This window comes from Tardiphaga sp. OK246 (assembly GCF_900188215.1).
Taxonomy (GTDB): Bacteria; Pseudomonadota; Alphaproteobacteria; order Rhizobiales; family Xanthobacteraceae; genus Tardiphaga; species Tardiphaga robiniae.
The window spans coordinates 388,081-414,008 of sequence record NZ_FZOX01000002.1; the positions used below are offsets into that span (position 1 = coordinate 388,081).

General features: G+C 61.6%; 27 protein-coding genes. 15 read left to right on the top strand and 12 right to left on the bottom strand.

Features of this window, described 5'->3' with window-relative positions; genetic code table 11:
- Nucleotides 1-42: 42 nt before the first annotated feature.
- Genes CHC01_RS09245 through CHC01_RS09255 form a run of 3 tightly spaced genes read left to right on the top strand, consistent with a single transcriptional unit; the run spans nucleotide 43 to nucleotide 2,111 of the window.
- Nucleotides 43-321 (top strand): hypothetical protein, encoded by a 279-nt coding sequence (locus CHC01_RS09245; protein WP_231080520.1) that lies wholly within the window; start codon nucleotides 43-45, stop codon nucleotides 319-321.
- A 23-nt stretch (nucleotides 322-344) separates the two neighbouring features.
- Nucleotides 345-1,556 (top strand): patatin-like phospholipase family protein, encoded by a 1,212-nt coding sequence (locus CHC01_RS09250; protein ID WP_089264022.1) that lies wholly within the window; start codon nucleotides 345-347, stop codon nucleotides 1,554-1,556.
- A 54-nt stretch (nucleotides 1,557-1,610) separates the two neighbouring features.
- Entirely contained in the window at nucleotides 1,611-2,111 is a 501-nt protein-coding gene (locus CHC01_RS09255; RefSeq protein ID WP_244558284.1) for a hypothetical protein, read from the top strand.
- Between the two features lie 35 nt (nucleotides 2,112-2,146).
- Here CHC01_RS09255 and CHC01_RS09260 read toward each other — a convergent pair whose 3' ends face one another.
- Both CHC01_RS09260 and CHC01_RS09265 read right to left on the bottom strand, forming a co-directional pair.
- Complete coding sequence (locus CHC01_RS09260; RefSeq protein ID WP_089264024.1) at nucleotides 2,147-2,443, bottom strand: type II toxin-antitoxin system RelE/ParE family toxin; 297 nt, start codon at nucleotides 2,441-2,443, stop codon at nucleotides 2,147-2,149.
- Complete coding sequence (locus CHC01_RS09265; protein ID WP_089264025.1) at nucleotides 2,443-2,676, bottom strand: hypothetical protein; 234 nt, start codon at nucleotides 2,674-2,676, stop codon at nucleotides 2,443-2,445. Before CHC01_RS09265 ends, CHC01_RS09260 begins: the two co-directional genes overlap by 1 nt.
- Nucleotides 2,677-2,788: 112 nt before the next feature.
- Here CHC01_RS09265 and CHC01_RS09270 point away from each other — a divergent pair, with 112 nt between their 5' ends.
- The 3 genes from CHC01_RS09270 to CHC01_RS09280 all read left to right on the top strand — a co-directional run bounded on the left by CHC01_RS09270 (nucleotide 2,789) and on the right by CHC01_RS09280 (nucleotide 6,334).
- Nucleotides 2,789-3,148 (top strand): hypothetical protein, encoded by a 360-nt coding sequence (locus tag CHC01_RS09270; protein WP_089264657.1) that lies wholly within the window; start codon nucleotides 2,789-2,791, stop codon nucleotides 3,146-3,148.
- Nucleotides 3,149-3,362: 214 nt separating this feature from the next.
- Nucleotides 3,363-4,619: an amidohydrolase family protein gene (locus CHC01_RS09275; RefSeq protein WP_089264026.1), complete on the top strand. Its 1,257-nt coding sequence runs from the start codon at nucleotides 3,363-3,365 to the stop codon at nucleotides 4,617-4,619.
- Nucleotides 4,620-4,861: 242 nt separating this feature from the next.
- On the top strand, nucleotides 4,862-6,334 hold the full coding sequence (locus CHC01_RS09280; protein ID WP_089264027.1) for an amidase: 1,473 nt from the start codon (nucleotides 4,862-4,864) through the stop codon (nucleotides 6,332-6,334).
- A gap of 29 nt (nucleotides 6,335-6,363) precedes the next feature.
- Here CHC01_RS09280 and CHC01_RS32970 read toward each other — a convergent pair whose 3' ends face one another.
- The gene (locus CHC01_RS32970) at nucleotides 6,364-6,576 is read right to left on the bottom strand and encodes a hypothetical protein (RefSeq protein ID WP_244558343.1); all 213 of its coding nucleotides are present in this window, start codon (nucleotides 6,574-6,576) and stop codon (nucleotides 6,364-6,366) included.
- On the opposite strand from CHC01_RS32970, the gene CHC01_RS09285 reads away from it, so the two are divergent.
- Together CHC01_RS09285 and CHC01_RS09290 are read left to right on the top strand one after the other, a co-directional pair.
- Nucleotides 6,473-7,351, top strand: a complete 879-nt coding sequence (locus CHC01_RS09285) for a Dyp-type peroxidase (RefSeq protein ID WP_244558327.1) — start codon at nucleotides 6,473-6,475, stop codon at nucleotides 7,349-7,351. The genes CHC01_RS32970 and CHC01_RS09285 overlap by 104 nt on opposite strands.
- A gap of 48 nt (nucleotides 7,352-7,399) precedes the next feature.
- The gene (locus CHC01_RS09290; protein ID WP_089264029.1) at nucleotides 7,400-7,801 is read left to right on the top strand and encodes a DUF1330 domain-containing protein; all 402 of its coding nucleotides are present in this window, start codon (nucleotides 7,400-7,402) and stop codon (nucleotides 7,799-7,801) included.
- A 48-nt stretch (nucleotides 7,802-7,849) separates the two neighbouring features.
- Here the strand turns inward: CHC01_RS09290 and CHC01_RS09295 are convergent, their stop codons facing one another.
- A complete protein-coding gene (locus CHC01_RS09295) occupies nucleotides 7,850-9,313 on the bottom strand; it encodes an L-lactate permease (protein WP_089264030.1) in 1,464 nt (487 codons plus the stop codon).
- A gap of 107 nt (nucleotides 9,314-9,420) precedes the next feature.
- Nucleotides 9,421-10,098: a nitroreductase gene (locus CHC01_RS09300; RefSeq protein ID WP_089264031.1), complete on the bottom strand. Its 678-nt coding sequence runs from the start codon at nucleotides 10,096-10,098 to the stop codon at nucleotides 9,421-9,423.
- Nucleotides 10,099-10,364: 266 nt separating this feature from the next.
- On the opposite strand from CHC01_RS09300, the gene CHC01_RS09305 reads away from it, so the two are divergent.
- The 6 genes from CHC01_RS09305 (at nucleotide 10,365) to CHC01_RS09330 (ending at nucleotide 17,369) form a co-directional block, all read left to right on the top strand.
- Nucleotides 10,365-10,823, top strand: coding sequence for an ester cyclase (locus CHC01_RS09305; protein WP_089264658.1), 459 nt, complete (start codon nucleotides 10,365-10,367; stop codon nucleotides 10,821-10,823).
- A gap of 188 nt (nucleotides 10,824-11,011) precedes the next feature.
- Nucleotides 11,012-11,425 (top strand): hypothetical protein, encoded by a 414-nt coding sequence (locus tag CHC01_RS09310; RefSeq protein WP_244558285.1) that lies wholly within the window; start codon nucleotides 11,012-11,014, stop codon nucleotides 11,423-11,425.
- A gap of 54 nt (nucleotides 11,426-11,479) precedes the next feature.
- On the top strand, nucleotides 11,480-12,751 hold the full coding sequence (ihpA, locus tag CHC01_RS09315; protein WP_089264032.1) for a divalent metal ion exporter subunit IhpA: 1,272 nt from the start codon (nucleotides 11,480-11,482) through the stop codon (nucleotides 12,749-12,751).
- A complete protein-coding gene (ihpB, locus tag CHC01_RS09320) occupies nucleotides 12,748-13,758 on the top strand; it encodes a divalent metal ion exporter adaptor subunit IhpB (RefSeq protein ID WP_089264033.1) in 1,011 nt (336 codons plus the stop codon). Before ihpA ends, ihpB begins: the two co-directional genes overlap by 4 nt.
- A gap of 21 nt (nucleotides 13,759-13,779) precedes the next feature.
- On the top strand, nucleotides 13,780-17,001 hold the full coding sequence (locus tag CHC01_RS09325) for an efflux RND transporter permease subunit (RefSeq protein ID WP_089264034.1): 3,222 nt from the start codon (nucleotides 13,780-13,782) through the stop codon (nucleotides 16,999-17,001).
- Nucleotides 17,001-17,369, top strand: coding sequence for a hypothetical protein (locus CHC01_RS09330; protein ID WP_089264035.1), 369 nt, complete (start codon nucleotides 17,001-17,003; stop codon nucleotides 17,367-17,369). Before CHC01_RS09325 ends, CHC01_RS09330 begins: the two co-directional genes overlap by 1 nt.
- A gap of 65 nt (nucleotides 17,370-17,434) precedes the next feature.
- Here the strand turns inward: CHC01_RS09330 and CHC01_RS09335 are convergent, their stop codons facing one another.
- The 3 genes from CHC01_RS09335 to CHC01_RS09340 all read right to left on the bottom strand — a co-directional run bounded on the left by CHC01_RS09335 (nucleotide 17,435) and on the right by CHC01_RS09340 (nucleotide 19,136).
- On the bottom strand, nucleotides 17,435-18,232 hold the full coding sequence (locus tag CHC01_RS09335) for a lysozyme family protein (protein ID WP_244558286.1): 798 nt from the start codon (nucleotides 18,230-18,232) through the stop codon (nucleotides 17,435-17,437).
- 16 nt (nucleotides 18,233-18,248) lie between these two features.
- Nucleotides 18,249-18,425 carry a hypothetical protein gene (locus tag CHC01_RS32285; RefSeq protein WP_158005736.1) on the bottom strand — a complete coding sequence of 59 codons (177 nt, stop codon included), beginning with the start codon at nucleotides 18,423-18,425 and terminating at the stop codon, nucleotides 18,249-18,251.
- Between the two features lie 264 nt (nucleotides 18,426-18,689).
- Nucleotides 18,690-19,136 (bottom strand): lipid-binding SYLF domain-containing protein, encoded by a 447-nt coding sequence (locus tag CHC01_RS09340; protein WP_089264036.1) that lies wholly within the window; start codon nucleotides 19,134-19,136, stop codon nucleotides 18,690-18,692.
- Between the two features lie 336 nt (nucleotides 19,137-19,472).
- Between CHC01_RS09340 and CHC01_RS09345 the strand changes: the two genes are divergently transcribed.
- Nucleotides 19,473-20,816 (top strand): alpha-hydroxy acid oxidase, encoded by a 1,344-nt coding sequence (locus CHC01_RS09345; RefSeq protein ID WP_244558287.1) that lies wholly within the window; start codon nucleotides 19,473-19,475, stop codon nucleotides 20,814-20,816.
- 198 nt (nucleotides 20,817-21,014) lie between these two features.
- On the opposite strand, the gene CHC01_RS09350 is transcribed toward CHC01_RS09345, so the two are convergent.
- The 4 genes from CHC01_RS09350 to CHC01_RS09365 form a co-directional block, all read right to left on the bottom strand.
- Entirely contained in the window at nucleotides 21,015-21,365 is a 351-nt protein-coding gene (locus tag CHC01_RS09350; RefSeq protein ID WP_089264037.1) for a hypothetical protein, read from the bottom strand.
- A 227-nt stretch (nucleotides 21,366-21,592) separates the two neighbouring features.
- Complete coding sequence (locus CHC01_RS09355) at nucleotides 21,593-22,453, bottom strand: hypothetical protein (RefSeq protein ID WP_089264038.1); 861 nt, start codon at nucleotides 22,451-22,453, stop codon at nucleotides 21,593-21,595.
- Nucleotides 22,454-22,977: 524 nt separating this feature from the next.
- Nucleotides 22,978-24,831, bottom strand: coding sequence for a TniQ family protein (locus tag CHC01_RS09360; RefSeq protein ID WP_141137064.1), 1,854 nt, complete (start codon nucleotides 24,829-24,831; stop codon nucleotides 22,978-22,980).
- Nucleotides 24,832-24,843: 12 nt separating this feature from the next.
- Nucleotides 24,844-25,926, bottom strand: coding sequence for an ATP-binding protein (locus CHC01_RS09365; RefSeq protein WP_244558288.1), 1,083 nt, complete (start codon nucleotides 25,924-25,926; stop codon nucleotides 24,844-24,846).
- Nucleotides 25,927-25,928 lie beyond the last annotated feature (2 nt).

The window sequence follows — 25,928 nt, forward strand, 5'->3', positions numbered from 1 at the left end:
GACACTGATTGCCCATCAGGCGCCCGACCGGGTGAGGGCTGCATGATGAATGCGGATAGTGACGCATCGCCGCCGCGACTGTTCCGTGGTGCCCGTGTCCGGATGAGCGTTCTCGGTCGTGAGCGGCATCCCAAATACGGCGATCGCCAGGGAGTCATCGTGGGCCGCGGCTCGCCGAGCAGTTGGCGGGTGAAGTTCGACGAGCGCACGACCGTCCAGGCGATCCACCGGGACTACCTCGAACTCGTCGCTCAACCCGCGGCGGCATCCCTTCAGGTCGCCCAGCGACGCGGTTCTATGGACGGGGCGTCGAACCCGTGAGCGCTCTCCTGACCGAACATGTCATGCGTGGCTATCGTTGGCGGCCGTCGGTTTCGTTGCTTGTCGCTGCGGCGCTGAGCCTTCTGGTCGCCGGATGTGCGTCACTGCCACGGACGCCGCATAGCGCCGCGGATGCATCCAGTGCGCGCGTCCTCGATCTTACGGACCTGCGCCGTTATGCGGACGAACCGGCCTCGACATTCCGAAGCGGTCAGAATCAGGTCGTGTTGCGGGGACCTCGAACCTATCTGGCGCTGTCCGGAGGCGGGGCGGACGGCGCCTATGGCGCCGGCGTGCTCAATGGCTGGACCGAGGCAGGGACGCGGCCGTCGTTCTCGATGGTATCCGGTGTGAGCACCGGCGCACTGATCGCGCCCTTCGCATTTCTCGGTCCCGACTATGACGCGACCTTGCGTGACGTCTACACCAGCGGCGTTGCCGCGAGCCTGCTCGATGCACCCAATCCGTTCAATGCGATCTTTGGTTCTGGCCTGTTCGGCAACACGCGGCTGCGCGAGCTGGTGGCGAAGTATATCGACGAGACCTTTGTCGCGGCTGTCGCAGCCGAACATGCGAAGGGGCGGATGCTGTTCGTCGTCACGACCAACCTGGACTCCCAGCGCACCGCCATCTGGGACATGGGACGGATCGCTTCGCTGCGTACGCCCGAAGCACTGAACCTGTTCCGGGATGTTGTCGCGGCTTCGGCAAGCCTGCCCGTGGTGTTTCCGCCGATGCTGGTGACCGCGGAGGCGAACGGCAAGCGCTTCGAGGAGATGCATGTCGATGGCGGCGTCACCGCGCCTGTCCTGACATTGCCGGAGGCCTTCCTGCTGCGCGACGCCACATTCGCCAAAGCAGAGAAGCTGCAACTCTACGTCCTGATCAACAACAAGATCGAACGGGAATTTCAGGTCATTCCCAATTCCACCATCGAAATCGCTGCGCGGGCGTCATCGACTGTGACGAAGATTCAGACACGCTCCATCCTTTACAGCACCTATGCCTTCGCCCGCCGCAACAAGTTCGGATTCAATCTGACCTATATCGAGGGCGATCGACCGCCATCGCCGATGTCCGGCTTCGACACCGCCTATATGCGCGCGCTGTTCCAGTACGGTTACGAGAGGGCGCGGGACAACCGTCTCTGGTCGAAATCCCCGCCCTCCGACGATCAGGATTCCGTGGCGGCGTCACACACAGCAATCACGCGGCAAGTCGCAAGCGGCAACTGATGCGCGATGCGACGTTCAAACCCGGCACATGCGTGCTGAAACAGGAGTGACCTCATGAGACTTTCCATGCTTCGCAAGATCGTTTCGCCCCGCCGGCTTGCGCTGGTGTCGATCCTGCTCGTCGCCGCCTCAGGTTCGGCGGCGGCGCAGTCGCCGCCGTTCACAGGTCTTACCGGATCCTGGGCAGGCGCGGGAGCGATCTCGCTGTCCGACGGATCCAAGGAGCGGCTTCGCTGCAAGGCGACATACCAGGTCAGCAATGGCGAAAGGCGGCTCCTGCAGAGCTTGCGTTGCGCGAGCGACAGCTACCGCTTCGATCTCAACAGCGACGTGGTCAGCCAGGATGGGACCATCGCCGGAACGTGGAGCGAAACCAGTCGCGGAATCAGCGGAAGCATCGCGGGCAGGGAGTCCGGCGGCCTCATCTCGGCCGTCATCGATGCGCCGGGCTTCTCGGCCAGCCTGTCGCTCTCGACGCGCGGCAACAAGCAGTCTTTCTCGATATCGTCCGAAGGCGACATCCGGAACGTCACCATCAATATGAGCAGAAACTGATCGGGGATCGCGTCGCAGCGATCGCAGGTGTTTCGCTATGTTTTCTCGTTGTCGTCGGGCAATTGTCGCGCTGCATGGTGGACGTGGAGGATTTCAATCGTGTCTGCTGTCACGCGATAGAAGACGACATAAGGATAGCGGCCGAGCGGTGCGGCGCGAACATGCGGGCGATCGGGAACGAGGCGGGCACTGTCTGGCCATCGTGCGATGCGCGCGACGACAGCCTGGATACGCCGTCCGACAGTGGGGGCGATCGCCGGATAATGGGCGATAAGCCAGTCAGCAATCTGATCGATGTCTGTGAGAGCTTCGTCTGTATAGACGACCTTCATCAGCGGCGGAATTTGGCGAAGGCGGCTTCGACATCAGTCACGGTGGCAAACCGGCCAGCATCGGCAGCCCGCAATCCGCGATCGATGCCGGCAAGTTCTTCCGGCGTTGGCTGATACGCGTCCCCCTTCACGCCGGCTTCAAGCTCGCGGGCATAGGCCGCCAGCTCGTCCTGCACATGTGGCGGCCACGTCTCGACGCGTTCCAGGATATCGGCAAGGGGCTTGGTTTTCATGGCGTCAAGGTATCACGACGGAGACACAACGTCACGGGGATGCCCTGAGGAATCCATCCGACCCACCTGAATTTGAATGGCTGCCCGCGTGCCAAATCTCTATGCTGTGGGCATGTCGCGATTCATGTGTCTATCGATTGCTCTCGTCCTGTCGCTCACCTCCGCCGCTGCGCTGGCGGCGCCGGTCAAGAAGAAGCCGCAGCAATGGAAGGGCTACGGCTTCCTGCCGGGCTACCACCAGCCACTGAACAACAGCGTTCCGCTGTTCATGCAGAAGCGCGCGGACCTGCGCATGGCCAAACGTGATCGGCGCCATTGGTACATCGACCGTACCCCGGTCTATTACCGCTGGTCCGACGGCGAGAAGTATTATTTCGGCCGGCCCGGCTTCTATCGCGGCCAGTACAATGGCGGCAGCATGGGCCCATGCTGGACGCGAACCCCGATCGGACCGATCTGGAATTGCGGCTAGGCGAGGCGGCGCATCTCGCAGCGCCGATTCCCGTGAAAGTTTCCGGTCGACGTTGTCGCGACCTTCATTAAATCATCGCAGCGACTATCTGTTGCTCCGGGTTGATCGCGGCGGAGTTCAAAAGCGCCGTGAAATCAAAATCAACGAAAGCACATTTCGAGTTCCGGCCACTATCTTCGCCCGACAGGACTTTGGTTCAGGGGCGGAGATATCAGTGGCTAAGATTTCACGACGTGATGTGTTGGCAGGTGGCGCGGCCATGCTTGGGTCGCTTGGCGCATCCGGGGGGACGTTCGGCCAGCAGCCCACTGAGAGTTTCGATCTCGTAATCCGGGGCGGCGAGGTCATCGACCCCAGCCAGAATCTGCGCGGCATTCGCGATATCGGCATCAAGTTCGGGCAGGTCGCCGCCGTTGAGCCGAGCATTCCAGCGGAGCGCGCAAAGCAGAGCATCGATGCCAAGGGCAAACTGGTGACGCCCGGCCTCGTCGATCTTCACACCCATGTCTATCCCTATGGTTCGGCGATCGGCATTCCGCCGGATGAGCTAGTGCCGTTCTCGGCGACGACGACCTATGTGAGTGCCGGAGATGCCGGCGCCAACACATTTGCCGGATTCAAGCGCGATGTCGTCGGGCATTCGCGCAGCCGGCTGTTTGCCTTCGTGCACATCTCGACCATCGGCCTTGCGGGCTTTCCCGTCGGCGAGTTGCTGAATATCGATTACGCCAATGTCGATGCCGCGGCGCGCACGATTGCGGAAAATCCCGATCTCGTGCTCGGCGCCAAGGTGCGCGAGACGCTGGCATTCGTCGGCAATAACGGTATCGAACCGCTGAAGCGCGCCATTCTGGCCGTCGAACGCTCGGGCACCAAGGGGCGGGTGATGTGCCACATCGGCAATGCACCGGGCGATCTGTCGGTGCTGGTCGATACGCTGCGTCCCGGCGATATCCTGACTCATCCTTACAGCGCACTCGGCAACAACACGGTGCAGAACGGCAAGGTGCTTCCCGCGCTGTTGGAGGCCAAGAAGCGCGGCGTCATCATCGATGTCGGTCATGGCGCCGGCAGCTTCGACTATGACATTGCCGAGGAGGCGATCCAGCAGGGGCTCGTGTTCGATACGATTTCCAGCGACGTCCATGTGGCCGCGGCGAACACGCCCAGCAGGCCGTATTTGCCCTGGGTGCTCAGCAAGTTTCTCGCGCTCGGCTTCTCGCTCGACCAGGTGATCGCGGCCGCCACGATCAAGCCGGCCAATGTCATCAACCGCGTGCCGAAACTGGGCACGCTGCAGGTCGGCGCGCCCGCCGATGTCGCCATTCTCGAACTCGTCGAGGGGCCGATCGAACTGCTCGATACCTCGAACAAGCCGCGCACCGGCAAGGCCTATCTAAAGGCGGTTCAGACCGTGCGCGGCGGGGTCCCGTTCGGACGGCCGTATTCTCTGCCGTTCTCGGCAAACTGACGAGAGCGGCGCGGTGCCCGGGTGAGCGAAGCGACAACCGGGGCTATGCTGGCCCGGCTATGGTGCCGCACGCTGACGTCCTGCTGGAATTTACCGCCGCCGGGGAGGGGGACGGCGATCGCGCTTCGGCACGCTGGTCTGCCCTGCGTCTGCCGCGCGCTCAAGGCACCTGCCACGGCTTTCGAGAAAACAGCCATCCGGTCTAGGCTCGCACCAACCGAATCTCGAATTGGACGTGCGACATGACATTGGCGATGAGCTGGGACGAATGGGCCAAACACGACGCCGTGGCGCTGGCCGCGCGCGTGCGCAAGGGCGACCTGACGCCGGCCGATCTGGCGGCGCAGGCCGCCGCCGGCATCGCCAGCACCAATCCCGCGCTCGATGCCGTCGTCGAAGTGTTCGACGACGTCGTCGCCGATCCTGCCAAGGACGGTATGAATGCCGAGGGCGCGTTCGCTGGCGTTCCTTACCTGATGAAGGATCTCGGCCCGACCCTGAAGGGACGGCTGCAGGAATTCGGCTCCATGATCATGCAGGGGCATCGCCCCGCGCAGGACAGCTTCCTGACCGGCAAGATCCGGGGCGCCGGGCTTAACATCATTGGCCGCAGCACTACGCCGGAATTCGGCGTCTGCAGTTCTGCCGAGAACAAGCTCTACGTCACCCGCAATCCCTGGGACACCGACTACACCACCTGTGGCTCCTCCGCCGGCTCTGCGGCGATGGTCGCGGCCGGCGTGCTGCCGATCTCCCACGCCACGGATGGCGGTGGTTCGATCCGCATTCCCGCAGGTGTGAACGGCCTGATCGGTCTGAAGGTCTCGCGCGGCGTCTATTCGCTGGCGCCCGCGCTGTCGGATCTCTCCGGGTTGGTCTCGATCCAGGGCTGCGTGAGCCGCAGCGTGCGCGACACCGCAGCCTTCGTCGACAATTGCCGCGGCGGAGCTCCTGGCGAATTCATGCCGTTCTGGTCGCCGGCCGAACCCTATAGCGACCTGATCAAGCGCGACCCGGGCAAGCTGCGCATCGCGCTGTCGCATGAGTGGGGCGACTACAAAGCGCCGCCGCATTTCGTTGCAGAGCTGGAGCGTGTCGGCAAAATGCTCGAAGGGCTCGGCCATCACGTGGAATGGGCGCTGCCGGAGGTGGATTTCCGCAAGGCGTTCGCCGCGCAGACGACCTGCTACATCAGCAATTTCGCGCAGGTGATCGCCGGTCATCTGGCGCGGCTCGGTTTGGATAAACCGACCACCGATCTGCTGGAGCCGATCAACATCAAGATCTGGGAGAGCGGGCTGAACACGTCCTATACCGAGCGCAACGCGATGCAGGCCGTGTTCAATACGACGTCGCGCGCTTTCGGTAATTTCTTCGAGCGCTACGACATCATCCTGACGCCGATCACCGCCAAGCCGACACCGAAGGTCGGCACATCGGAATATCTCACCACCAGCACCAATCCGTCGGTGCATGACTGGTTCGCCAATCTCTGGAAGAATTTCGCCTATACGCCGCTCGCCAATCTGTGCGGCATCCCCGGCATCTCGCTGCCGCTGGCGGCGCAGGAAAACGGGCTGCCGCTCGGCATCCAGGCGCAGACGCGTCAGGCGAATGACGGCCTGCTGCTGCAACTGGCCGCGCAGATCGAGCGGGCGATCGATGGCAAGTGGAATGGCGGTAAGCTGCCGGCAAAGCATGTGAGCCGGCAATAGGCGTGTCGGCGTATCTTGTCTTCGTCGTGCTAAAGATGCGTGACACAGCGGATATCGAATGGATCGAACATGGTTTCAAGCTTGCCGGCTCCCGTGTCCCAGTCGGTCGCTGCCAGACTAACGCGGGCGGCGATATTCCTGGTCGTGACGATCAATCCCGGACCGGCCCCCGAGAAGGCGGTTCGTGGCTTGTGCGGCGACCTGTCGAGCTTGCTGCGCGGCGTGGGATTCCGCAATCTCAATGGGCAGTTGTCCTGCATCATGGGGTTCGGCTCTGACGCCTGGAGTCGGGTGTTCGGAGCGCCGGGTCCGAAAGACTTGCATCCGTTTCGCGAAATTCGCGGCGTGCATACCGCCGTTTCGACACCCGGCGACATCCTCTTTCACATCCGCGCGGCGAGCATGGATCTCTGTTTCGAGCTGGCGACGCACATCATGTCGCGGCTCGCCGACGCGGTTTCGGCCGTGGACGAGGTGCACGGTTTCAAATTCTTCGACGACCGCGATCTGATCGGCTTTGTTGACGGAACTGAAAACCCTGTCGGTCTGGCCGCTGACGCGGCCACCCTTGTCGGCGATGAAGACCCCGGCTTTGCCGGAGGCAGCTACGTGATCGTGCAAAAATATCTGCACGACGTCGCGCGATGGAACAAGGTGCCCGTCGAGGAACAGGAGAACATCATCGGCCGGCACAAGCTGTCCGATATCGAACAGCGCGATTCCGAGAAGAAGCCGTATGCGCACAACGTCCTGACGTCGATTGAAGAGAATGGGGAGCAGCTTCAAATCCTGCGCGACAACATGCCGTTCGGCGAAGTGGGCAAAGGTGAGTTCGGCACCTATTTCATCGGTTACGCCCGTTCCCCGCAGCGCATTGAGAAGATGCTGGAGAACATGTTCATCGGCAACCCGCCGGGCACTTACGATCATCTGCTGGATTTCAGCCGCGCGGTGACGGGGACGCTGTTCTTCGTTCCCACGGCGACGTTCCTGGATGATGTCGATCCCGAGGCTTAACCGGTGTTCGCTTATTTGCCCGCGGCTTGCTGAAACAGGAGATTGTGCATGGGTGTCGATCTCTTGAACATCAAGGGGCTCAAAGAGCTGGAGCATCAGGGCCCGATCGTCATGGTCAATCTGATGCGATTCCGCGAGCGCTCGCTCGACGGCGATGGGTCGGGCTGGGACGCCTATCTGCGTTACAGCGCGCTGACCGTGCCGATGATCAAGGCCCGCGGCGGCACCTTGCTGTGGACCGGTGACGCCAAGGCCGTCGCGCTCGGCGAACCGGACCACCAGCAGTGGGACTATCTGGCGCTGGTGTATTATCCCTCCGTTGCAGCCTTCATCGAGATGATGACGTCACCGGATTATGAAAATCACTGCGACCCGCACCGGACCAACGGCTGCGCCGAGCACGTGATCATCTGCACCAGCGAGGCTTACAGCAAGTTCAAGATCGGCTGAGTGGGCCGCCACCGGCTTTCAGCCAACCGGCGGCATCGATCCAGAACCTCAGATGAGCCGGGTGGCGATGAGGACGGAGATGACGAGCAGCACCACGACGATGACCACGACGAAGGGGAGCATCGCGCGATAGGCGTCCCGCTCGTGGCCGGGGGTGCCTGCGAGATTGCAGACGATCGACATTCGCACCGGCGAGACCATGTTGAGCGACAGTGCCGCGGCGTGCTGAAGCGCGACGACGGCGCCGACGTCGAGACCGGCCTCGGTCGCAAGGCTGAGCTGCGACGGCATGAACAATCCGTTGGCCGCATTGCCGCTATTCGCCAGGGCGCCGAACACGGCCGAGATCATCGGCGTGACCGTCACCGACCAGACCCCGAACGTGTCATACATGCCGCGGGCGAGGCCGCCGGCGATGCCCGAGCGCGACAGCAGTTCGGCCATCATCGAGAACACGATGACGGTAAGCACCGCGAGCCGACCGGTCTTCCAGGCGGCTGCGATCTCGGCTGGGAAGGCTTGCCGGTGGCCGCGCAGCAGCGCCGTCAACACCGCCGCTGCGACCAGCCAGGTGCCCGCGTGAAACAACGGCGCCCAGACCGGCGCGCCGTCGAAGGGCTGCATGCTCCATGTGGTCTGGAGCAGTTGATTGAGCGGCGGCACGAGGCGTGTCAGCGCGAGCCAGCCGATCAGCAGCGTGAATGGCAGCATGCGCCGTGCCGCAGCGGCGATCGCCCCGCGGTCCGGTTTTTCGTCGATGAGATAGCGCAGCACGATGGCCGGCCCGAACGCCGCCAGCATCGCCGGCTCGGGTCCGAGAAACGCCGTCGCAACGATGGCGAGGCCGAGACTGCCGAGCAGCCAGAGCGCTTCACTGGCGCGCTCGCGCCAGTCTGCTCCGATGCCGGCGCGCTCCGCCATGCGCCAGTAGATCGGCAGCCACAGGATGTTGAACACGAGGTAGATGAGGCTGGTGCGCAGCGCGAGCGCCGTGGGATCGGTCCGCGCGAAGGCGGCGCCGACCACCGCGCCGCTGCCCATGGCGCCCCACACGATCATGGTCTGGCTGATCAGCGAGAAGGCGAGAAGCTCGATTGGTTTCAGGCCCAGGCGGCGGATCAGCACCATCGTCCCCATGATGCCGATGCCGAATCCGGTGGCGGATTCCGCGAAGGGCCCGATCAGATAGCAGGCGGTGAACAGCAGGCGGCGCCGCGCATGCGCATCCGGCAGTGACGTCTCGACCGGCATGGCGGCGTCGCCGGGGCGGATCGCCATCTGCCAGAACAGCAACCCGCCGAGAATATAGGGCACGACGATCCAGCCGATCCATGCGCCGCGCAGCAGCGCCGTTCCAGCGTCAGCGATCCCGAACAGTTGCGGGGCGGTGGCCAGCGCGACTGCAAGCGCCGTGGCGAGGCCGATGAGCGAGGCGGGGAGCGTGCCGGCGAGTCCGCTCGCGATGGCGCCGATCACCGCCAGCGCGGGCAGCGCCCAGATCAGGTAAAGCACGTTCCGCCCCCAGGTTTCTCGTTGGGGGCTGGATGCGCGGGAAAGGCAGGGACGTCAACCGCGCTGCGCGCATAGGGCGCGTGCAACGTCGATCAGCCCAGCGCTTGCTAACCGTCGAAGCCGACGAACACCGTCGCTTCCTCGACCGACTTGCGTTCGGACACCACCGCATTGGCGGGAAAGCTGTCATCGGGCCATCCGAGCGCAATGCTTTTCATGATGACCTGATCGTCGGCAATGCCAGCATGCTCGCGCACGACTGGCGACTGCATGATGCCCTGGCTGTTGATCACGGCGCCGAGGCCGCGCGACCAGGCCGCATTGACGAGGGCGGTCGCAACGGCGCCGCAATCGAACGGCGTATCGTCGCTGCCGTCCAGCACGCGGTCATAGGTCACGATCACGCAGACCGGCGCGTCGAACTGACGGAAGCCGCGCAGCACCCAGTCCTGCCGCATCTCCTTGTCGTCCCTGGCGATCCCCATGGCCGAGAACAACTGCTTGGCGACGCCGACCTGCCGGTCGCGGTGATGACCCGCAAACGCGTGACCGGTACGGAATTCGCGCGACTGCGGGATGCCTGCGATCATCCGTTCGGTATTGCCGGCGCGGATCCTGTCGAGCGGCTCGCCAGTGACGACGTAGAAATTCCATGGCTGCGTGTTCATCGACGACGGCGCGCGCATCGCCAGATTGATGATTTCCTCGATCAGCTTTTTGGGGACCGGATCTGGTTTGTAGCCACGGATGCTGCGGCGGCCGAGAATGACGTCATCGAACTTCATAGGCCTGGAATCTCCCGGGGGCGTTTTCTGAATTGGGCGGGATATTCCCGGTTTCTTCGGCCGTGTGCAAGATTGACGTGAGGGGCAGGAGGCGGTCGCCGCTCAGTTGCAGGGCGGAACAGCGAAGCGTATTCCGCCGCGCAAACATCTCGACGGCGGCGGATTACGCTTCGCTAATCCGCCCTGCGATTGCTAGTGTCGTTGTTCAATCCCATCATGCCGGGCCGAGGGCGATGAACACACGCAGCGATCATCTTGAAAAGCCAATGACGTTCGACGGCGTAACGCTCACGCCGCAGAAGGAGGTGGTCCGTGCCTTCTACAAGGATATGTGGGACCATGCGGACGTGACTTTGATCCCGCAAATTTTCCATGAGGACTTCACCTTCAGGGGATCGCTCGGACCGGTACTGGTCGGACATGCCCAGTTCGCCGACTACGTCCGCTGGGTCACCGGCGTGCTGCAGAATTACACGACGGACATTCTCCTGATGATCGAGGAGGGCGATCGCGTTGCCGGCAAGGTCTACTTCCATGGCGTTCAACGCGAAGCAATGTTCGGCAATCCGCCGACAGGAAAGCTCGTCGGCTGGCTTGGAGCGCCGATCTTTTCGTTCGACGGGCCGAAGGTGCGCGACCTGTGGGTGCTCGGTGACATCTACGGCCTGCTGGGACAGATCAGGACAGATGGCATGCAGGGCAACGAATTTTCCACGTCTCGGTGAGACCGGGCGAGAGCGAACTCAATCCGTCCGATTGAGTTCCTCTCCTGCAGCTACCTCCGGCGATCATGACCATGTGGCCAGACGTCGCGCTTGCCACATTTGCGATCTGGTTACTCGTTAACATGGTAACACGCAGGCAATGCGTACCCTGCGCATAACCATACGTTGTTACATTGTTGCGGATCGACATGAATCGCCGATCCGTGCTACCTCGCTCGCAGAGTTTGAAAGAGACGCTGAAAGTGATGATTTTCGCCCGCATTCTTCCCCATGGCCTGCTGCGCATCCCGCGCAGGGCGTTGGTGATGGTCGTGCTGGCGACGTACATTTTCGCCGGCGCCATGCACGGTCTCTGCGAATTCGATGTGACCAATCCGTCCGGAGCGACGACCGTCTCGCTTGCGGAGAAGGCGACCGGCCATTCCGACAAGGGAGTCGTCGCGGACAATCACTGCCACGGCTGCTTCTCTGTGACGGCACAGCCGCTCGTCTTTGCGGCGATGCCCGTCTCCATCGAGACCCGCACTGCGGTTTTCCACGATGTCGAGCGTCGCAGCCTGCCGCGCGGGATCGATCCTCCCCCACCCAAATTCCTGACCTGACCGTCATCGCCGGGCGCTTGGCGCCCAGACTCCGTCATTCGTCAGGTTTCCATCATGTTCTCGAAGATCGCCACGCGTTTCGCGTGCGCGGCTGTGCTCTTCGTCAGTTCGTCGCTGACGGGGGTAGCTCATTCGCAAACCCTCACCATGGGTGCTGCGCTTCAACGCGCGCTTGCCGCCAGTCCGCGTCTGACAGCCGCCGAGCGTGACGTCGGGATCGCGCGTGGCCAGCGCATCCAGTCCGGCGCGCTGATCAATCCGGAGATTTCGTACGAGCAGGATAATTCGTTCGGGTCGGGTGCCTACAGGGGAACCCGCTCGGCGGAGACCACGCTGCAGGTCAGCCAGATGTTCGAGCTGTGGGGCAAGCGCGATGCGCGCGTCGCCGCCGGTCAGGCGGGTCTCGATGCGGCGGGCATCGGACGCCAGGCGGTCCGGCTCGAAGTGCTGTCAGAGACGGCGATCGCCTTCGTGAGCGTGCTCGGCCTGCAGCGGCGGATCCAGATCCTCGACGAACAGAGCGAGGCGATCGACAAGATTTCGCCGCTGCTGCAGCGGCGCGTCGAGGCCGGTGCATCATCCATCGCGGAGACCGGACGTGCCGAGGTCGCATCGGCACTGGTCAAGGCCGACCGCGAGCGCACCAGGTCGTCTCTCGCGAGCGCGCGCCGTGAACTGGCGATCCTGATGGGCGATAGCGCGCCGAAATTTGCGGCCGTCTCCGGACGGCTGGACGCGACCGGCAGACCGCCGACCTTTCAGTCGGTGGTCGCGGCCATCGATGCCAACCCGCAGCTCGTCCGCTGGAAGGCGATCTATGCGCAGCGCAACGCCGAACTGCTGCTCGCCCGGCTGAAGCCCTATCCGGACGTCACGGTATCCGCCGGATGGCGCCGCTTCAGTGAGACCGGCGACAACGCCGTTCGGCTTTCGCTGTCGGTGCCGATCCCGGTGTTCGACCAGAACCAGGGCAACATCCTCTCGGCGCAGGAAAGCCTCGCCAAGACCGCCGCCGAACGCCAGGGCAACCGCAACATGCTGATCGTGGTGGCGGGCCGCGCCTACGACTCGCTGCAGGGCTCGCTGCGCGAACTCGCCATCCTGCGCGAGACCGCGATCCCCAAGTCCAGGGACGCGGCCGACGCGATTTCCGAAGGCTACGGGCAGGGACGCTATTCGCTGCTCGAAGTGCTCGACGCCCAGGCCAGTGTCGCGCAAGCGCGCCTGCGCGAACAGGAAGCCCAGCAGAATTTCCACGTTGCCGTCGCCACCATCGAGGGGCTGGTCGGCAATCCGTTTGCACTGGCGCGGGGGAGCGCACGATGAACAAGCCAATCATGGTCCTGGTGAGCGCCGCCGCGATCTTCGCGCTCGGCGCCGGGGTCTACGCCACCGCACCGAGCAAGTCCGACACGCAGACCGCGGCTACTTCCAAGGCTGCCAAGCAGGGCGACAAGACCAAAGGTGAAAAGGCGAAGGGTGAGAAGGGCCACGACGAGAAAGACCACGGTGAAGAGGGCGTCGTGGAAATGAGCGATGCCCGCGTCGCCTCGTCGAACATCGAGATACTCTCCGCCAAAAGCGAGACGCTGCACGACTCTCTGGTGCTGAACGGCATCCTGCAACCCAATCAGGAGACGCTGGTGCAGGTGACCCCGCGCTTTCCGGGCGTCGTGCGCGAGATCAAGAAGCGCATCGGCGACACCGTCGAGAAGGGCGAACTCCTCGCGAAGATCGAGAGCAACCAGAGCCTGAGCGTCTATGAGATGAGGGCGCCGATCTCGGGGACGGTGATCGATCGCCAGATCTCGCTCGGCGAATATGCCTCCGAGCAGAAGCCGGCCTTCATCGTCGCTGACATCTCGACGGTCTGGGTCGATCTGTCCGTCTACCGTCGCAACCTGCCGCGCGTCCGGATCGGCGACAGGATCCTGATCGATGTCGGCGATGGCGGAAAGCCGATCGAGGCCAGCCTGTCCTACATCTCGCCGGTTGGCAGCAGCGATACGCAGAGCGCGCTCGCCCGCGCCGTCGTGCCGAATATCGACATGCGCCTGCGCACGGGCCTGTTCGTCTCGGCACGGCTGATCCTGTCAGCCAAGCCGGTCGCGATCGCCGTTCGGGCGTCGGCGATCCAGACGGTCGAGAACCGCAGCGTCGTATTCGTCCGCAACGGCGACAAGTTCGAGGCGCGTGACGTCGAACTCGGCGCGCGCGACTCCGACAATGTCGAGATCCTGTTCGGACTGCTCGACGGCGACAAATACGCGGCGAAGAACAGCTTCATCGTGAAAGCGGAGCTCGGAAAGGGATCGGCGTCCCATGAACACTGAGCTCGCTCTGGGAGTTAGGTCATGATCGACAGGCTTCTTGCATTCTCCGTGCACCAGCGCTGGCTGGTCATGATCGCCGTGTTGATGATGGGCGCCTTCGGCGTATGGAACTTCACGCGCCTGCCGATCGATGCCGTTCCTGACATCACCAATATCCAGGTTCAGATCAACACCAACGCGCCGGGCTTCTCGCCACTGGAGGTCGAGCAGCGCATCACGTTCCCGATCGAGACGGGGATGGCCGGCCTGCCGAACCTCGTGAACACGCGCTCGCTGTCGCGCTATGGCCTCAGCCAGGTCACCGTCGTGTTCAAGGACGGCACGGACATCTATTTCGCGCGCCAGCTCGTCAATGAACGCGTCCAGCGGGTGAAGGACTCGCTGCCGACGGGCATCGAGACGGCGATGGGACCAGTCTCCACCGGCCTCGGCGAGATCTACATGTACACGGTCGAGGCGAAGGAGGGCGCGAAGAACGCCGAAGGCAAGCCCTACACGCCGAGCGACCTGCGGACCGTGCAGGACTGGATCATCAAGCCCCAGCTCCGCAACGTGCAGGGGGTCAACGAGGTCAACACCATCGGCGGTTTCGAGAAGCAGTTCCACGTGCTTCCGGATCCGGCCAGGCTGATGGCCTATCGCCTCAGCTTCCGCGACGTCATGACGTCGCTCGCCAACAACAATGCCAATGTCGGCGCCGGCTATATCGAGAAGAACGGCGAGCAGTATCTGGTGCGCACGCCCGGACAGGTCGCCGACGTCGAGGAGATCCGGCAGATCGTCATCGGCTCCCGGAACGGCGTCCCGGTCCGCATCCTCGACATCGCGGAGGTCAAGGAGGGCACCGACCTGCGAACCGGCGCGGCGACCGTCGACGGCAAGGAAGTCGTGCTCGGCACAGCGATGCTGCTGATCGGCGAGAACGGCCGGACCGTCGCGCAGCGTGTTGGGCAGAAGCTGGAGCAGATCCAGAAGTCGCTGCCGGAGGGCGTCTCTCTCCGTGCGATCTACGACCGCACCCATCTGATCGATGCGACCATCGCGACCGTCGAGAAGAATCTGGTCGAGGGCGCGCTGCTCGTCATCGCGATCCTCTTCCTCATCCTCGGAAACTTCAAGGCGGCCTTCGCCACCGCGCTCGTCATTCCGCTGTCCATGCTGTTCACCATCACGGGCATGTTCGAGAACAAGGTCAGCGCCAATCTGATGAGTCTCGGCGCCATCGATTTCGGCATCATCATCGATGGCGCCGTCATCATCGTGGAGAACTGCCTGCGTCTGCTCGCCCATGAGCAGGCGAGGCGAGGGCGCCTGCTCAGCCGCGAGGAACGCTTCGAGACGATCATCGAAGCGTCGCGCGAGGTCATCAAGCCCAGCCTGTTCGGCACGCTGATCATCGCGGTGGTCTATCTGCCGGTGCTCACGCTGACCGGCGTCGAAGGCAAGATGTTCACGCCGATGGCGCTGACCGTGCTGATGGCGTTGCTGGGCGCCAGCATCCTGTCGATGACGTTCGTTCCGGCCGCTGTCGCGCTGTTCGTGACCGGCAAGGTCTCCGAGAACGAGAACTGGTTCATGCGTGCCGCACGCCGGACCTATGTGCCGTTGCTCGAACTCGCGATCCGTCTGCGCGTCGTCGTGGCGGCTGCGGCCGTGGCGCTGGTCGTCGTGAGCGGATACGCTGCGACGCGGATGGGCGGCGAGTTCATCCCGAGCCTCGACGAGGGCGACGTCGCGATCCAGGCGATGCGCATCCCCGGAACCAGCCTCACGCAATCGCTCGAGATGCAGATGGCGCTCGAGAGGCGGCTATTGAAGATTCCGGAGGTGAAGGAATCCTTCGCCCGCACCGGTACTGCGGAGGTAGCAACAGATCCGATGCCGCCGTCGATCTCCGACGGCTATGTCATGCTCAAGCCGCGCGACCAGTGGCCCGATCCGAAGAAGCCGAAGCTCGATCTGATGAAGGAGATCGAGGCCGCATCCGAGGAGGTCGCGGGTAGCCTGTACGAACTCTCGCAGCCGATCCAGCTTCGCTTCAACGAACTGATCTCGGGTGTCCGCAGCGACGTCGGCGTCAAGATCTTCGGCGACGACCTCAATGTGCTGGCAGGGATCGCGGGGCAGGTGCAGTCGGCGCTACAGAACATCCAGGGCGCCGCGGACGTGAAGACCGAGCAGGTCGCAGGGCTTCCGGTGCTGACGGTCAAGCTGGACCGCAAGGCACTGGCGCGCTTCGGCATCAGCGTCTCGGACGTGCAGAACCTGGTCGAGATTGCGGTGGGCGGCAAGACCGCCGGTCTGGTGTTCGAGGGCGACCGCCGCTTCGACCTCGTCGTGCGCCTTCCGGACGAACTGCGGACGGATATCGAGGCGATCAAGGCGCTGCCGATCCCGCTGCCGCCGCTGGAGGGGCTGCCGAGCCCAAACAAGGCGATGCCGGCGGCGTTCGGCACCTCGCCGCTGGCCCAGATGCGTTACGCGCCGCTGTCGGAACTGGCGGAGATCTCGGTCGCACCGGGCCCGAACCAGATCAGCCGCGAGGACGGCAAGCGCCGCATCGTCGTCTCCGCCAATGTGCGTGGACGTGACCTCGGCTCCTTCGTCGGCGAGGCGCAGCAGCAGATCGCGCAGAAGGTCAAATTGCCGGCGGGTTACTGGATCGGCTGGGGCGGCCAGTTCGAGCAGCTCGTCTCGGCAACGCAGCGTCTGACCATCGTGGTTCCGATCGCGCTGTTGCTGATCTTCCTGCTGCTGTTCATCAGCCTCGGCTCCGTAGCTGACGCTTTGCTCGTCTTCAGCGGCGTACCGCTGGCGCTCACGGGCGGCATCTTCGCGCTGCTGCTGCGCGACATTCCGCTGTCGATCAGCGCGGGCATCGGCTTCGTCGCGCTCTCGGGCGTGGCGGTGCTCAACGGTCTTGTCATCATTACCTTCATCGCGCGGCTTCGCCGCGACGGAAAGAAGGTGGTGGAGGCCGTGCGCGAAGGCGCGCTGACCCGCCTCCGGCCTGTGCTGATGACGGCGCTGGTGGCCTCGCTCGGCTTCGTGCCGATGGCCATCGCGACGGGGGCGGGCGCCGAGGTGCAGCGCCCGCTCGCGACCGTTGTCATCGGCGGCATCGTCTCGTCGACCATCCTCACGCTGCTCGTTCTTCCCGCGCTCTACATCCTGTTCCGCCGGGAATCGTCACCTGCCCATGTGGAGGCGATGCCTGTCCACGCCACTCACGGAGACCATTGATGAAGACAATCCTGCTCGTCCTATCCGCGCTGCTGCTGGCGGCTCCGGCGATGGCGCAGCACGCTCATCAGAAGGGGCCGAATGGCGGACCCATGGAGGATGTCGCCGGCGTGCATGTCGAGATGATCGCTGCGGGGAAGGTGCTGACCTTCAACATCCTCGACGAGGCCAACAGACCGCTCCCGGCCAGCGGCTTTTCCGGCGCGGTGTTGCTGATAGCCGGAAGCGACCGCGAGACGCTGCCGCTCGTCACCGCCGGGACGGCATTGAAGGCCGAAGCGAAAAGCGACATCGCCAAGGGCGCGTCGGTGAGCGTCACGCTGAAGACCGCCGACGGCAAGTCCGGGCAGGCGAGGTTCAAGAACTGAGGGGATCAATCCCGGATGACGCAAGAGCTTCATCCCGGCTGCGCTTGCTCGACCCAAACTACGCGCTATTTATCGCTATCGGATGCCATCAGCAGGAACTTGCGCTTCAGCGCGTTGACCCTGGAGACGTAACTCGCAACGGAATGGTCGCCGCATCGCTCATTGGCCGTCATCTGGAAGCGACGGCGTGCATAAGCGGTGGCGGGTCCTCCACCGCACAGATGGATGAAGGCGGCGAGATCCTGCACCTGTTGCGGGGTCGGCGCCACGCCGCCGGCGCGCGCGAGGACCGCGGCGACATTGCGGTCCAGATAGATCGATGCGAGCTCGGTGGCATGGCTCGGGATGGCACGAATATAGGGGCCGAAGCCGCAGCCCGTATCCTGAACCGCGTTCGCCCGGATGCAGAAGCGCGAAACTTCGGCATAGGCCGGATCGGTCATTTGAAAGAGACCGACGGCGCTGGATGCCGGCCGGTAGATCGCGAACGGATTGAAGCTGAACCGCCAGCGCCAATAGGTGCGATCCAGGGGATTGCCGGAACTCTCGACCTGCGCCAGCGCGGCGAGCAATTCGGGCGTGATCGACCGCGTCGAAAAGGCGCGAAACAACGGCCCGTAATGCCGCCACGTCTCGGCCGGCTCCTTGTCCAGCCTGTGGCCGACAAAGAAGAACAACTCGGTCGGCTTGTGGATCACGTGATAGATGAGGTTGGACAGCACGAGGGTGACAAGCACGATTGCGACGGCGCCAGTGATTTGAATGGCGCGCGGCAGTTTCGCGAGCTTCCGTTGCGCCGAGCGCAGGCTGCGCCGCCAGCGGCGACGGCGTTTGGCGCTGAAGATGAATGGGCCCTTCGTCATGGCTGATGGCAGCGCGCTAATCCGCTTGCGGCTGGCTGATGCCGAGCTTCTTGACGCGGGTGCGGACTGATAGCGGTGACCGCTTCAACCGGATCGCGATCTCGTTGACGCTGCGACCGACCGACAATTGCCGCCGCAATTCTTCGTCCTGCTGTGAGGTCCAGACGGCGTCGGATTTCTGGCTTAGTTTCATGAGAACTTATAATAGTCTGTAGCCCGGATGAAGCCAACGGGTCGCGCGTCGCGCGCCCGATGATAAACTCCGCGTAATCCGGGCTACGCTTGCTTTCGCAATACGCAGTCGCCCCGCTTCACAGCGCCGGACGGCGAGCGGCCAGGTTTCGTGACGCGCGGGTCGCGATGGTTTCGCCGGCAGCAAGCATCCCGACGTTGGTGGATTACGCTTGCTGGTTGGATGTCGCAGTGAAGGCCAACGCATTGACGTTGGTGCATCCGATTACTGGTTCTGGATGGAGACGCTCATTCCGCTCAGGTCGAAATCGAACTGGAGGCCCAGTTGCTCGCCTTCCAGCGTCAGGACGACGCCCTTGGCGTTGCGCATCTGGATGGCGCGCCTGCCTGCACCGACCGCCACACCTGCACCGAGCGCCGTATAAATGCCTTCGATGTCCGAAGCCTGATGCATATTTTGCGCCGCGCCGACCAGATCGGTCGAGGAGCCCCCAAACGTCAGGCCCGCGCTCACGCCGCCGATGCGAAACGGATACATCTCCCCACGGAAACTGAGGATTCCGCTCCCTGCCTGCGCGCCGATGAACCATCCGGCCTTGAAGAACTTGAAGCGGACTTTGCCGGTGTCCGCGTGAGCGGGCAGCGACAGTGCGGCGGACAGCAGAGTTGCGACGGTGAGACGCGTGAGGCAGCGAGCTATTTGAAAGCGCATATTGATATTCCGGTCATCGGGCTGCCGCGTGACGGCCCCGCGGCAACTAGATAGAGCATCGCAGGACTCGTCAATAACGGAGGTCGACGCGTGGTCGCCTCCCAACGGGCGCAACGTCCGACATCAACGCGTGGGGCGCAATAGGGAAGCGTATTGCGCCGATACGACGATGGCGGATTACGCTGCGCTCATCCGGTCACCGCTTGCCGATGGACATGCGACCAGAATTGTCATTATATCGCCGGAATGTCATTGCCTACCTGATGATACAGACGTGACGACGATACAGACCAATCCGCCTAACCTGCAGCACTCATTCGCATTCGAAAGAACACGATGACAGGTCTCTCGCGCAGGACGACGCTGGTGAAGGCGACAAGTGCAGCCGGGGCGCCGGACGTTTCAGAGCGCACCATGATCGCGCGCCGCCAACTCCTGCGTTTTTTCGCCGCTAGTCCTCTTCTCACGGCGACCTCTCTCGGTGCGATCACCACCCTGTTGACGGCTAACTCGGATGCGCTCGCGCAGAGCTACGACGTGCTGCGCGGCTCGCGACGAGCGTTCGGCCCGGACGGCATCATCACCGCTCCGGCCGATGCGCTGGACGTGTTTGAGTTCGAGCCGGCGGCGAAGAAGGCCGTGCTCAGCCAGGACGCGCCGGCCCACTGGGGCTACCTCCAGAGCGGCGTCGACGGCGACGTGACGCGCGACGCCAATCACACGGCCTTCGCGAAGTACAACATTCGCGTCCAGCGTCTCATCGATGCGCGAAAGATCGATACCAGCGTGAAGATCTTCGGCGAAACCTGGGCCAGCCCCATCTTCATGTGCCCGGTCAGCAGCCTCGGCGCCTACGATCCCGAGGCGGGGGTCACCGTGGCGCGCGCCGCTGCCAAGCGCAACCATCAGATGATTCTCTCGACGGTCGATAATGCGAGCATCGTCGACGTCAACAAGGCGCACGGCCGGCCCGCCTGGTTCATGTTGTATCCGACCGATGACTGGAATGTGACGCGCGCGCTGGTGCAGCGCGCCGAGAGCGCGGGCTCTCCGGCGATCGTCCTCACGGTCGACCGCCAGGGCGGCCGCAACACCGAAACCCTGTTCCGCGAGCGGCGCCAGGACCTGCGCGAGTGCTCGGGCTGTCACACACCGGGCTTCACCAATGAGGTCAGCCGCAAGGCCAACTTCGCGGACATCGACGTTTCCAAAGTCACCAACCTCTACGGCACCGGGATGACGTGGGAGTTCGTCGATCGCCTGCGCGGGATCGTCAAGGGCAAGCTCGTGCTCAAGGGCATCATGACGGGTGAGGACGCCAAGGAGGCGTTGCGCCACGGCGTGGACGGCCTGATCGTCTCCAACCACGGCGGGCGCGCGGAAGAGAGCGGGCAGTCGACGATCGGTGTGCTGGCAGAGGTCGTGGATTCGGTGGGCGGCCGCATCCCTGTGCTCATCGACGGGGGTGTACGCCGCGGCACCGATGTCCTGAAGGCGCTCGCTTTGGGCGCCGCGGCCGTCGGCATTGGCCGGCCATACGTGTGGGGCCTGGCGTCGTTCGGCGAGGCCGGCGTGGACCGGGTGCTGCAGATCCTGGACGATGAGTTCATCACGATCATGCGGCAGGTGGGGGCGCTGGACATCAACCACATCACGCGGCGCTGCGTCACCAGCGCCTAGCCGTGCCCGACCTCTGATGAATGAACGGCGCCTCGTGCCTCGACCATGGCCGTCGATGGCTTGACTGCGCACTGCGTCGAGAGACAGTTGCGGCGGATTACGCTGCGTATTCCGCCTTATGCTTTCTTGCTGTTCGCTCCCCGAGATGAACAGCTTTTTCTGTTCATCTCGGGTCAGTGATTGTTCGTCTACATAAGATTAGCTGGTCTTATCGTCTGCTGTAGGCAATGCAGTCGCACTTCCGATTTCGAAATCGGTGTCAAAATGATTGAGAAATGTTTCAATCAGATGGCCATGATAGTAACCATACACGACCTTAGTGATATTTGTGTTTTGAGGTTTCACGATATTGAATACGAGCTGATTTGCTTCGATTGACGGTTTGAACCATGCCTTCTTACGCCACTCATTCGCTTTGTGCGTGTAGTATTTGCCGTCGTCACTTTTTTCCCAAGTCTCGATCTTTCCGCTTTTTTCGTGCTGCAGGATTGCAGCGTCGAATTTAGACAATAGAGATTTAGGCGTCCCGGTCGAAAAGATAATAGCCATCTGCTGTACCTTTGCTCATAGGTCATCGTGCCCCGAAAGGGCATTTGAGCCAAGGATTCCGCCTAGACGCGTCAAGAAGAAATCGCTACTTTCCTATTGCGAGTAGGGAAGCGACTCTTGCTTTCCGAATCTCCGCAAGTGCCTTGGCGGGTGCTTCGCGGTGCCAGCGTCGGAGTTTCCGCTCCGGCGCTGGTAGTTTTTTGAGGTGTAGTCATCTTTTCAGGCTATCACCCCGAGATTTTAGGAAGAGTATCGCTGACGGCGTGTTGCATATCGATTTTCGAGACCGTGCGGCCCGCTAAGTAAGCATTCCACGCCTTGATAATTAGTGCATTTCGAACATTCTCGTGAACGCGATTGTTGCTAGCGGCTGCAATTTCGACCAAACGTTTCTGCAGATATCTCGATGGCGCGCGAATGCGTTTAGCTCGTCCTGTTGCCCACTCGTCAAAGAACGCGTCGGCCTTTTGCGCGTCGCGCTCGGAAAAAAGATAGTGAAGAGCGGCCAAGGGGCCAACCGGATGATAGCAAGTTCTCCTAACGTCGAGTGCCATCTGAATGGAGTGCTCCAGTCGATTGGCGTCAATCTTCTCACGATAGGCCGCTAAAAGTTCTTCGTTAGAGAATTGTGCGCCTCGATTGGACGGGTCGGTACTGCTTAATATCATCAACCATCGTACGGCGGCTGCAACGTGATTTGCATACTGTACGCCGGCTATAAATAAGACGTCCGCGCCGCTTCGGTTTTTTCCAATATCCATTCTAGCAAATAGCTGAGGATCGATTCCAAATACAACATGCGTAGTAAGTGGCTGGCCGGTGCGTACGCAGGCGGCAAGACGATTTTGCCCATCCTTCAGGAATCCATCAGTCCCAAATTTGATAGTGTCGCCAGTGAGGCCCCACATGCCTGACAAGAGATCTGCCGCGTATTTTTTAATCTTGGCGGGTTTTGTGGGGCGATTACTCGGATTCAAGTCGGCTAAAGTATACTCCGCCAACTTCGGAGAAAATTCGATAACGCGACTGTTCGCTGGCGGGTGTTTGATAAGTGCGTCTAGCGTGGTTACCTGATCCTTGAACGTCATGGACGAAGTTATCTTTCGCTCCACAACAGTAGTCCCAGCTGTTTGGCTGCTAGCTCGTTTAAGGACAGTCCTTTTCAGCATGGTGCAACCTCGATTATCTCTGAGCTAAGAATATGAGTTTGTAAGTAAAAATCAATGGAAATCGCTGAATTTTTTGCTTATCTTCGTAAGTCATTGAAAATACTATTATTTGTAATGTAAAAAAATGATTTTTTGGATTTTTCTTATCCGTTTCTTCGAGACTAAAACGAAAAAAAAGCCGCTCTTTCGAGCGGCCCTTTTTATTCGTAGATGCCTGGGTCAAGCCCGGCCATGATGTTACGGCGGCCAAAGGATGCCGCAGTCGCCCGCACAAATCATTGAACTTACGGTGCAATTATTTGAGAGTGCCGCAAAGTAACGCCTTTGTTCGCATTAAAACGCCGCAGCTTCGCTATCGATACATTGCCGCGGGTGCGGCGAACTAAAAAAGCCCCCGGCGATAACCGAGGGCTTCATTGTCATTGATTGATGAGAGTAAGATATCAGCGCTTGCTGAACTTCTTTGCGATGGTCCGGCGATCGTAGAATGGCAGATCGACCTCAGAGAGAACGAACGCCGGAACAATATCCAAGGCGTCAAGTTTCGAGCGGATAGGTTTTCTGCGGGTCCCGAGTTCTCTCGCCAATGTATCGATGGACGCAAACTTTGCCATAAAATCGTGGAGATCCGCTTCACGTACATAACGCTGAGGACAGCGGTTCACGGGATTCAGCATCATACCGGAGGTCAAGTGATTGCTGCTGATAAGAGCCTTCACCGCGGCGGACGATGCCCGAAGATTCCGCTCGACGGCACGCAACGTCAGGCCTTGCAATTCAGGCCCACGAACGTGGTGCTTCACCTCGTCGGGATCGACAAGGACCGAAAGGTAGCCAAACTCGTCAGCACGTCGACGGACACGGGATAATTTTCGGTCAAAAATGAGTTGTACGATTTCCGCGGCCGCACAGTTTGCGCGCTTTGCTGCATCGGGAATTGAGGACATCGAGTTATCGTCCGGACCGGCGTTTGTTGCATGGGCCAGCAACCGAGCCAGGAAGGCGTCGAGGTCCTGTTTTGCGAAGGCGTGGACTTTGAGAGTTTCGGTTCCGCCTCGAATGAACGGTTTGATGAACCCCGCTTCGTACAGGAGATGTTCATGGGGACGAGGTGCATTGATGTATTGCCCAACCTCCTTGAGCGACATTGCGCCCGCTACCCGCTCAAGGAAGTCTTGTGTCGTCGTTGCATCGAATACAATCCGGTCATCGGTAAGCGTGATAGATTCAGATGAAATATGACCCGCTGCGTGCAGAAGCTTGCGGAGTCGTTTTGGGTGAGCCCCAAGTTCCAGCGAAGCGGAGCGAACGGAGTGCAGTCGGCGAGTTTGAATTTTTACGCCGAAGATATCGTAGCCCGGTCCAACGGGCATCGTTTCTGTTACATGGTTCGTGATGATCTCACGAAGGGGATCATAAGCAAAGTCGTCAGATTCATGCGCCAGCCACTCGTATAGCCGCCCAAAAATCGATCGGGGACCCCAGTCGTTCTTGCTTAGTGCAAAGGTTTCTTGAAGTCGGGAGAGCAGGGACCGAATCCCAGGTTCTCCAGAGTTTGCGATCTCGAAGCCGACCGCGCCAGCCTCGTGCCAATCGTAATCCGTAAGTCTATTGGCTCGAAATCGGATACCGTGCGTTTCAACGGCGCCGAGCACTTCACACACTTTCGCAGCCGCGTAAAAGGGCAGTCGCTGCAACCAAGCGGTCGCATCGGCCGGATGGCTCAATCGATCAATCAGATGGTTCTCCAAAGCTGACGGCCGGCGTTCCTGCGATTTTCGGAGGAAGTCAGGCATTTGCTGCAAAGACGGCCCGATCAGCTGAGCAAAGTCATGCACGCGGTGTGGATTGTCATCACTAGCTACCTCGACTAGCGCCGTTTTGTGCCGCAGACAGGTCCTGATAGGGGCAACGAGCCATTGGGTACGTCCATAAGGGCGCAGGGCATCGGCACCTTTGCCCATATCCATGTCCTCAGTGAGGCAATGAGGGCAAGCCCGCATCGTGGCCCTGCTGAGGGTGTCACGAACCAGATCCTGGTCATGAAGCCGATAACGACGGTCAGCGACCTTCACGATCGATGCCATCGTAAGGCGATCGAGATCGGCTCGACATCGCGTGGCTACCGCTTGCAGGGCTTTCGGATCGCCATCGACGATCGCCTGAAACTTGAATCCCATATCGAGACAAAAATCTCTCGCCGTCCGGCTAAATACTTGAGCCATTCGGGAGCAGAAGCTCATGGGTGATTCACCATCACCCATGTCGACGATCATTCTGGAATGAAGTTGGTTCAACGGTTCCTCCCGTTACGATTTCTTGCTTTTCTTTTTTCCGGCTCGCTTGACCTCTTCAGGAGGCGGATCGTCGGTTCCTTGGAGTCCGGAAGTGTCAATCAGGTCCCAATCCGTCGCGACCAAGAAAACATTCTCGTCGCGAATGCACCCGGTGCGTGCTGCGTAGGCTGCTCCGAAATGTTCGATCGAGAGTGCGTCCTCCGCCAGCCGGAGCGCTTGTCCGACTGCATCCTGGATGAGCTCAATGACCACGCCGAAACGTCCCATTGCCGCGTGAAGCAGGCGGGCAATAAACTCACTGTTCTTAGCGATTTCGACCGAACGACCGCCTTTCTCGTTCGCGTAGAACGTAATCAGGCGACGGACCATCGGCCCATCGTCCGGGAGCTGGAGATTGCGGAATACGACGTGACGCGTGCGGCGCCAGACCTGCGGATCTTTGGCCAGGAAGGTCGCAATGCTCGGAAGGCCGGACAGAATGAGCCAGACGGGCCATTCCTTGTCCTGCATTAACCCCTTCAGGGTGTCCTGAACCTTTCCGATCTCAAGCGAACTTCTCGATTGGAATACGTGTTGCAGCTCGTCGATGTGAAGGAACCGAACGCGCCGTAAAGCGAGATTCGTGTGGACTAGGTCCCATGCCACGTTCTCGTCGAGCTTGCGCTCAACGGGATATCCGATGGCCTTAAGAATGCTTTCGCCGAGAAGTCGCAACGTACAGGGCGACGGCGCGGTAACGGAGACCAACGGACAATCTGCTTCCTTGCGGCCGTAATCTGCGAATTCCTCCCGCTTCAGGAATAGGCGCTCAAGCGCACGGGATTTCCCGGCCCCGGATTCACCGGTCACCGTAAGCGCGCGGCCTTCGCGCAGACGTCCGACGCGACGGTTATCCTCGACGGCTTCGGCCTCCAGGAGCGCGTCGATCAGGAAGTTCATCTCTTCGTCCAGGAGTTTGTCGCGTTCCGTTCCGAAGTATGCGGAGTGAAGGTGGGTCATCGTGCTACTCACGCTTGCTCGCTGCTGCGACCGGAGCCGCCGCATGCGCGACACGGGATCTTCATCGTCAAGATTAAGGGAAGTGATGTCGGTCATGC

Bases quoted from the DNA above. Each gene is read 5' to 3' on its own strand.
- CHC01_RS09325 (WP_089264034.1), top strand. From the start codon at position 13,780: ATGATCGACAGGCTTCTTGCATTCTCCGTGCACCAGCGCTGGCTGGTC.
- CHC01_RS09305 (WP_089264658.1), top strand. From the start codon at position 10,365: ATGACGTTCGACGGCGTAACGCTCACGCCGCAGAAGGAGGTGGTCCGT.
- CHC01_RS32285 (WP_158005736.1), bottom strand. From the start codon at position 18,425: ATGAAACTAAGCCAGAAATCCGACGCCGTCTGGACCTCACAGCAGGAC.
- CHC01_RS09355 (WP_089264038.1), bottom strand. From the start codon at position 22,453: ATGACGTTCAAGGATCAGGTAACCACGCTAGACGCACTTATCAAACAC.
- CHC01_RS09270 (WP_089264657.1), top strand. From the start codon at position 2,789: ATGTCGCGATTCATGTGTCTATCGATTGCTCTCGTCCTGTCGCTCACC.
- CHC01_RS09335 (WP_244558286.1), bottom strand. From the start codon at position 18,232: ATGACGAAGGGCCCATTCATCTTCAGCGCCAAACGCCGTCGCCGCTGG.
- CHC01_RS09255 (WP_244558284.1), top strand. From the start codon at position 1,611: ATGAGACTTTCCATGCTTCGCAAGATCGTTTCGCCCCGCCGGCTTGCG.
- CHC01_RS09365 (WP_244558288.1), bottom strand. From the start codon at position 25,926: ATGACCGACATCACTTCCCTTAATCTTGACGATGAAGATCCCGTGTCG.
- ihpA (WP_089264032.1), top strand. From the start codon at position 11,480: ATGTTCTCGAAGATCGCCACGCGTTTCGCGTGCGCGGCTGTGCTCTTC.
- CHC01_RS09260 (WP_089264024.1), bottom strand. From the start codon at position 2,443: ATGAAGGTCGTCTATACAGACGAAGCTCTCACAGACATCGATCAGATT.
- CHC01_RS09300 (WP_089264031.1), bottom strand. From the start codon at position 10,098: ATGAAGTTCGATGACGTCATTCTCGGCCGCCGCAGCATCCGTGGCTAC.
- ihpB (WP_089264033.1), top strand. From the start codon at position 12,748: ATGAACAAGCCAATCATGGTCCTGGTGAGCGCCGCCGCGATCTTCGCG.
- CHC01_RS09250 (WP_089264022.1), top strand. From the start codon at position 345: ATGCGTGGCTATCGTTGGCGGCCGTCGGTTTCGTTGCTTGTCGCTGCG.
- CHC01_RS09245 (WP_231080520.1), top strand. From the start codon at position 43: ATGATGAATGCGGATAGTGACGCATCGCCGCCGCGACTGTTCCGTGGT.
- CHC01_RS09290 (WP_089264029.1), top strand. From the start codon at position 7,400: ATGGGTGTCGATCTCTTGAACATCAAGGGGCTCAAAGAGCTGGAGCAT.
- CHC01_RS09340 (WP_089264036.1), bottom strand. From the start codon at position 19,136: ATGCGCTTTCAAATAGCTCGCTGCCTCACGCGTCTCACCGTCGCAACT.
- CHC01_RS09265 (WP_089264025.1), bottom strand. From the start codon at position 2,676: ATGAAAACCAAGCCCCTTGCCGATATCCTGGAACGCGTCGAGACGTGG.
- CHC01_RS09330 (WP_089264035.1), top strand. From the start codon at position 17,001: ATGAAGACAATCCTGCTCGTCCTATCCGCGCTGCTGCTGGCGGCTCCG.
- CHC01_RS09345 (WP_244558287.1), top strand. From the start codon at position 19,473: ATGACAGGTCTCTCGCGCAGGACGACGCTGGTGAAGGCGACAAGTGCA.
- CHC01_RS09280 (WP_089264027.1), top strand. From the start codon at position 4,862: ATGACATTGGCGATGAGCTGGGACGAATGGGCCAAACACGACGCCGTG.
- CHC01_RS09350 (WP_089264037.1), bottom strand. From the start codon at position 21,365: ATGGCTATTATCTTTTCGACCGGGACGCCTAAATCTCTATTGTCTAAA.
- CHC01_RS09310 (WP_244558285.1), top strand. From the start codon at position 11,012: ATGAATCGCCGATCCGTGCTACCTCGCTCGCAGAGTTTGAAAGAGACG.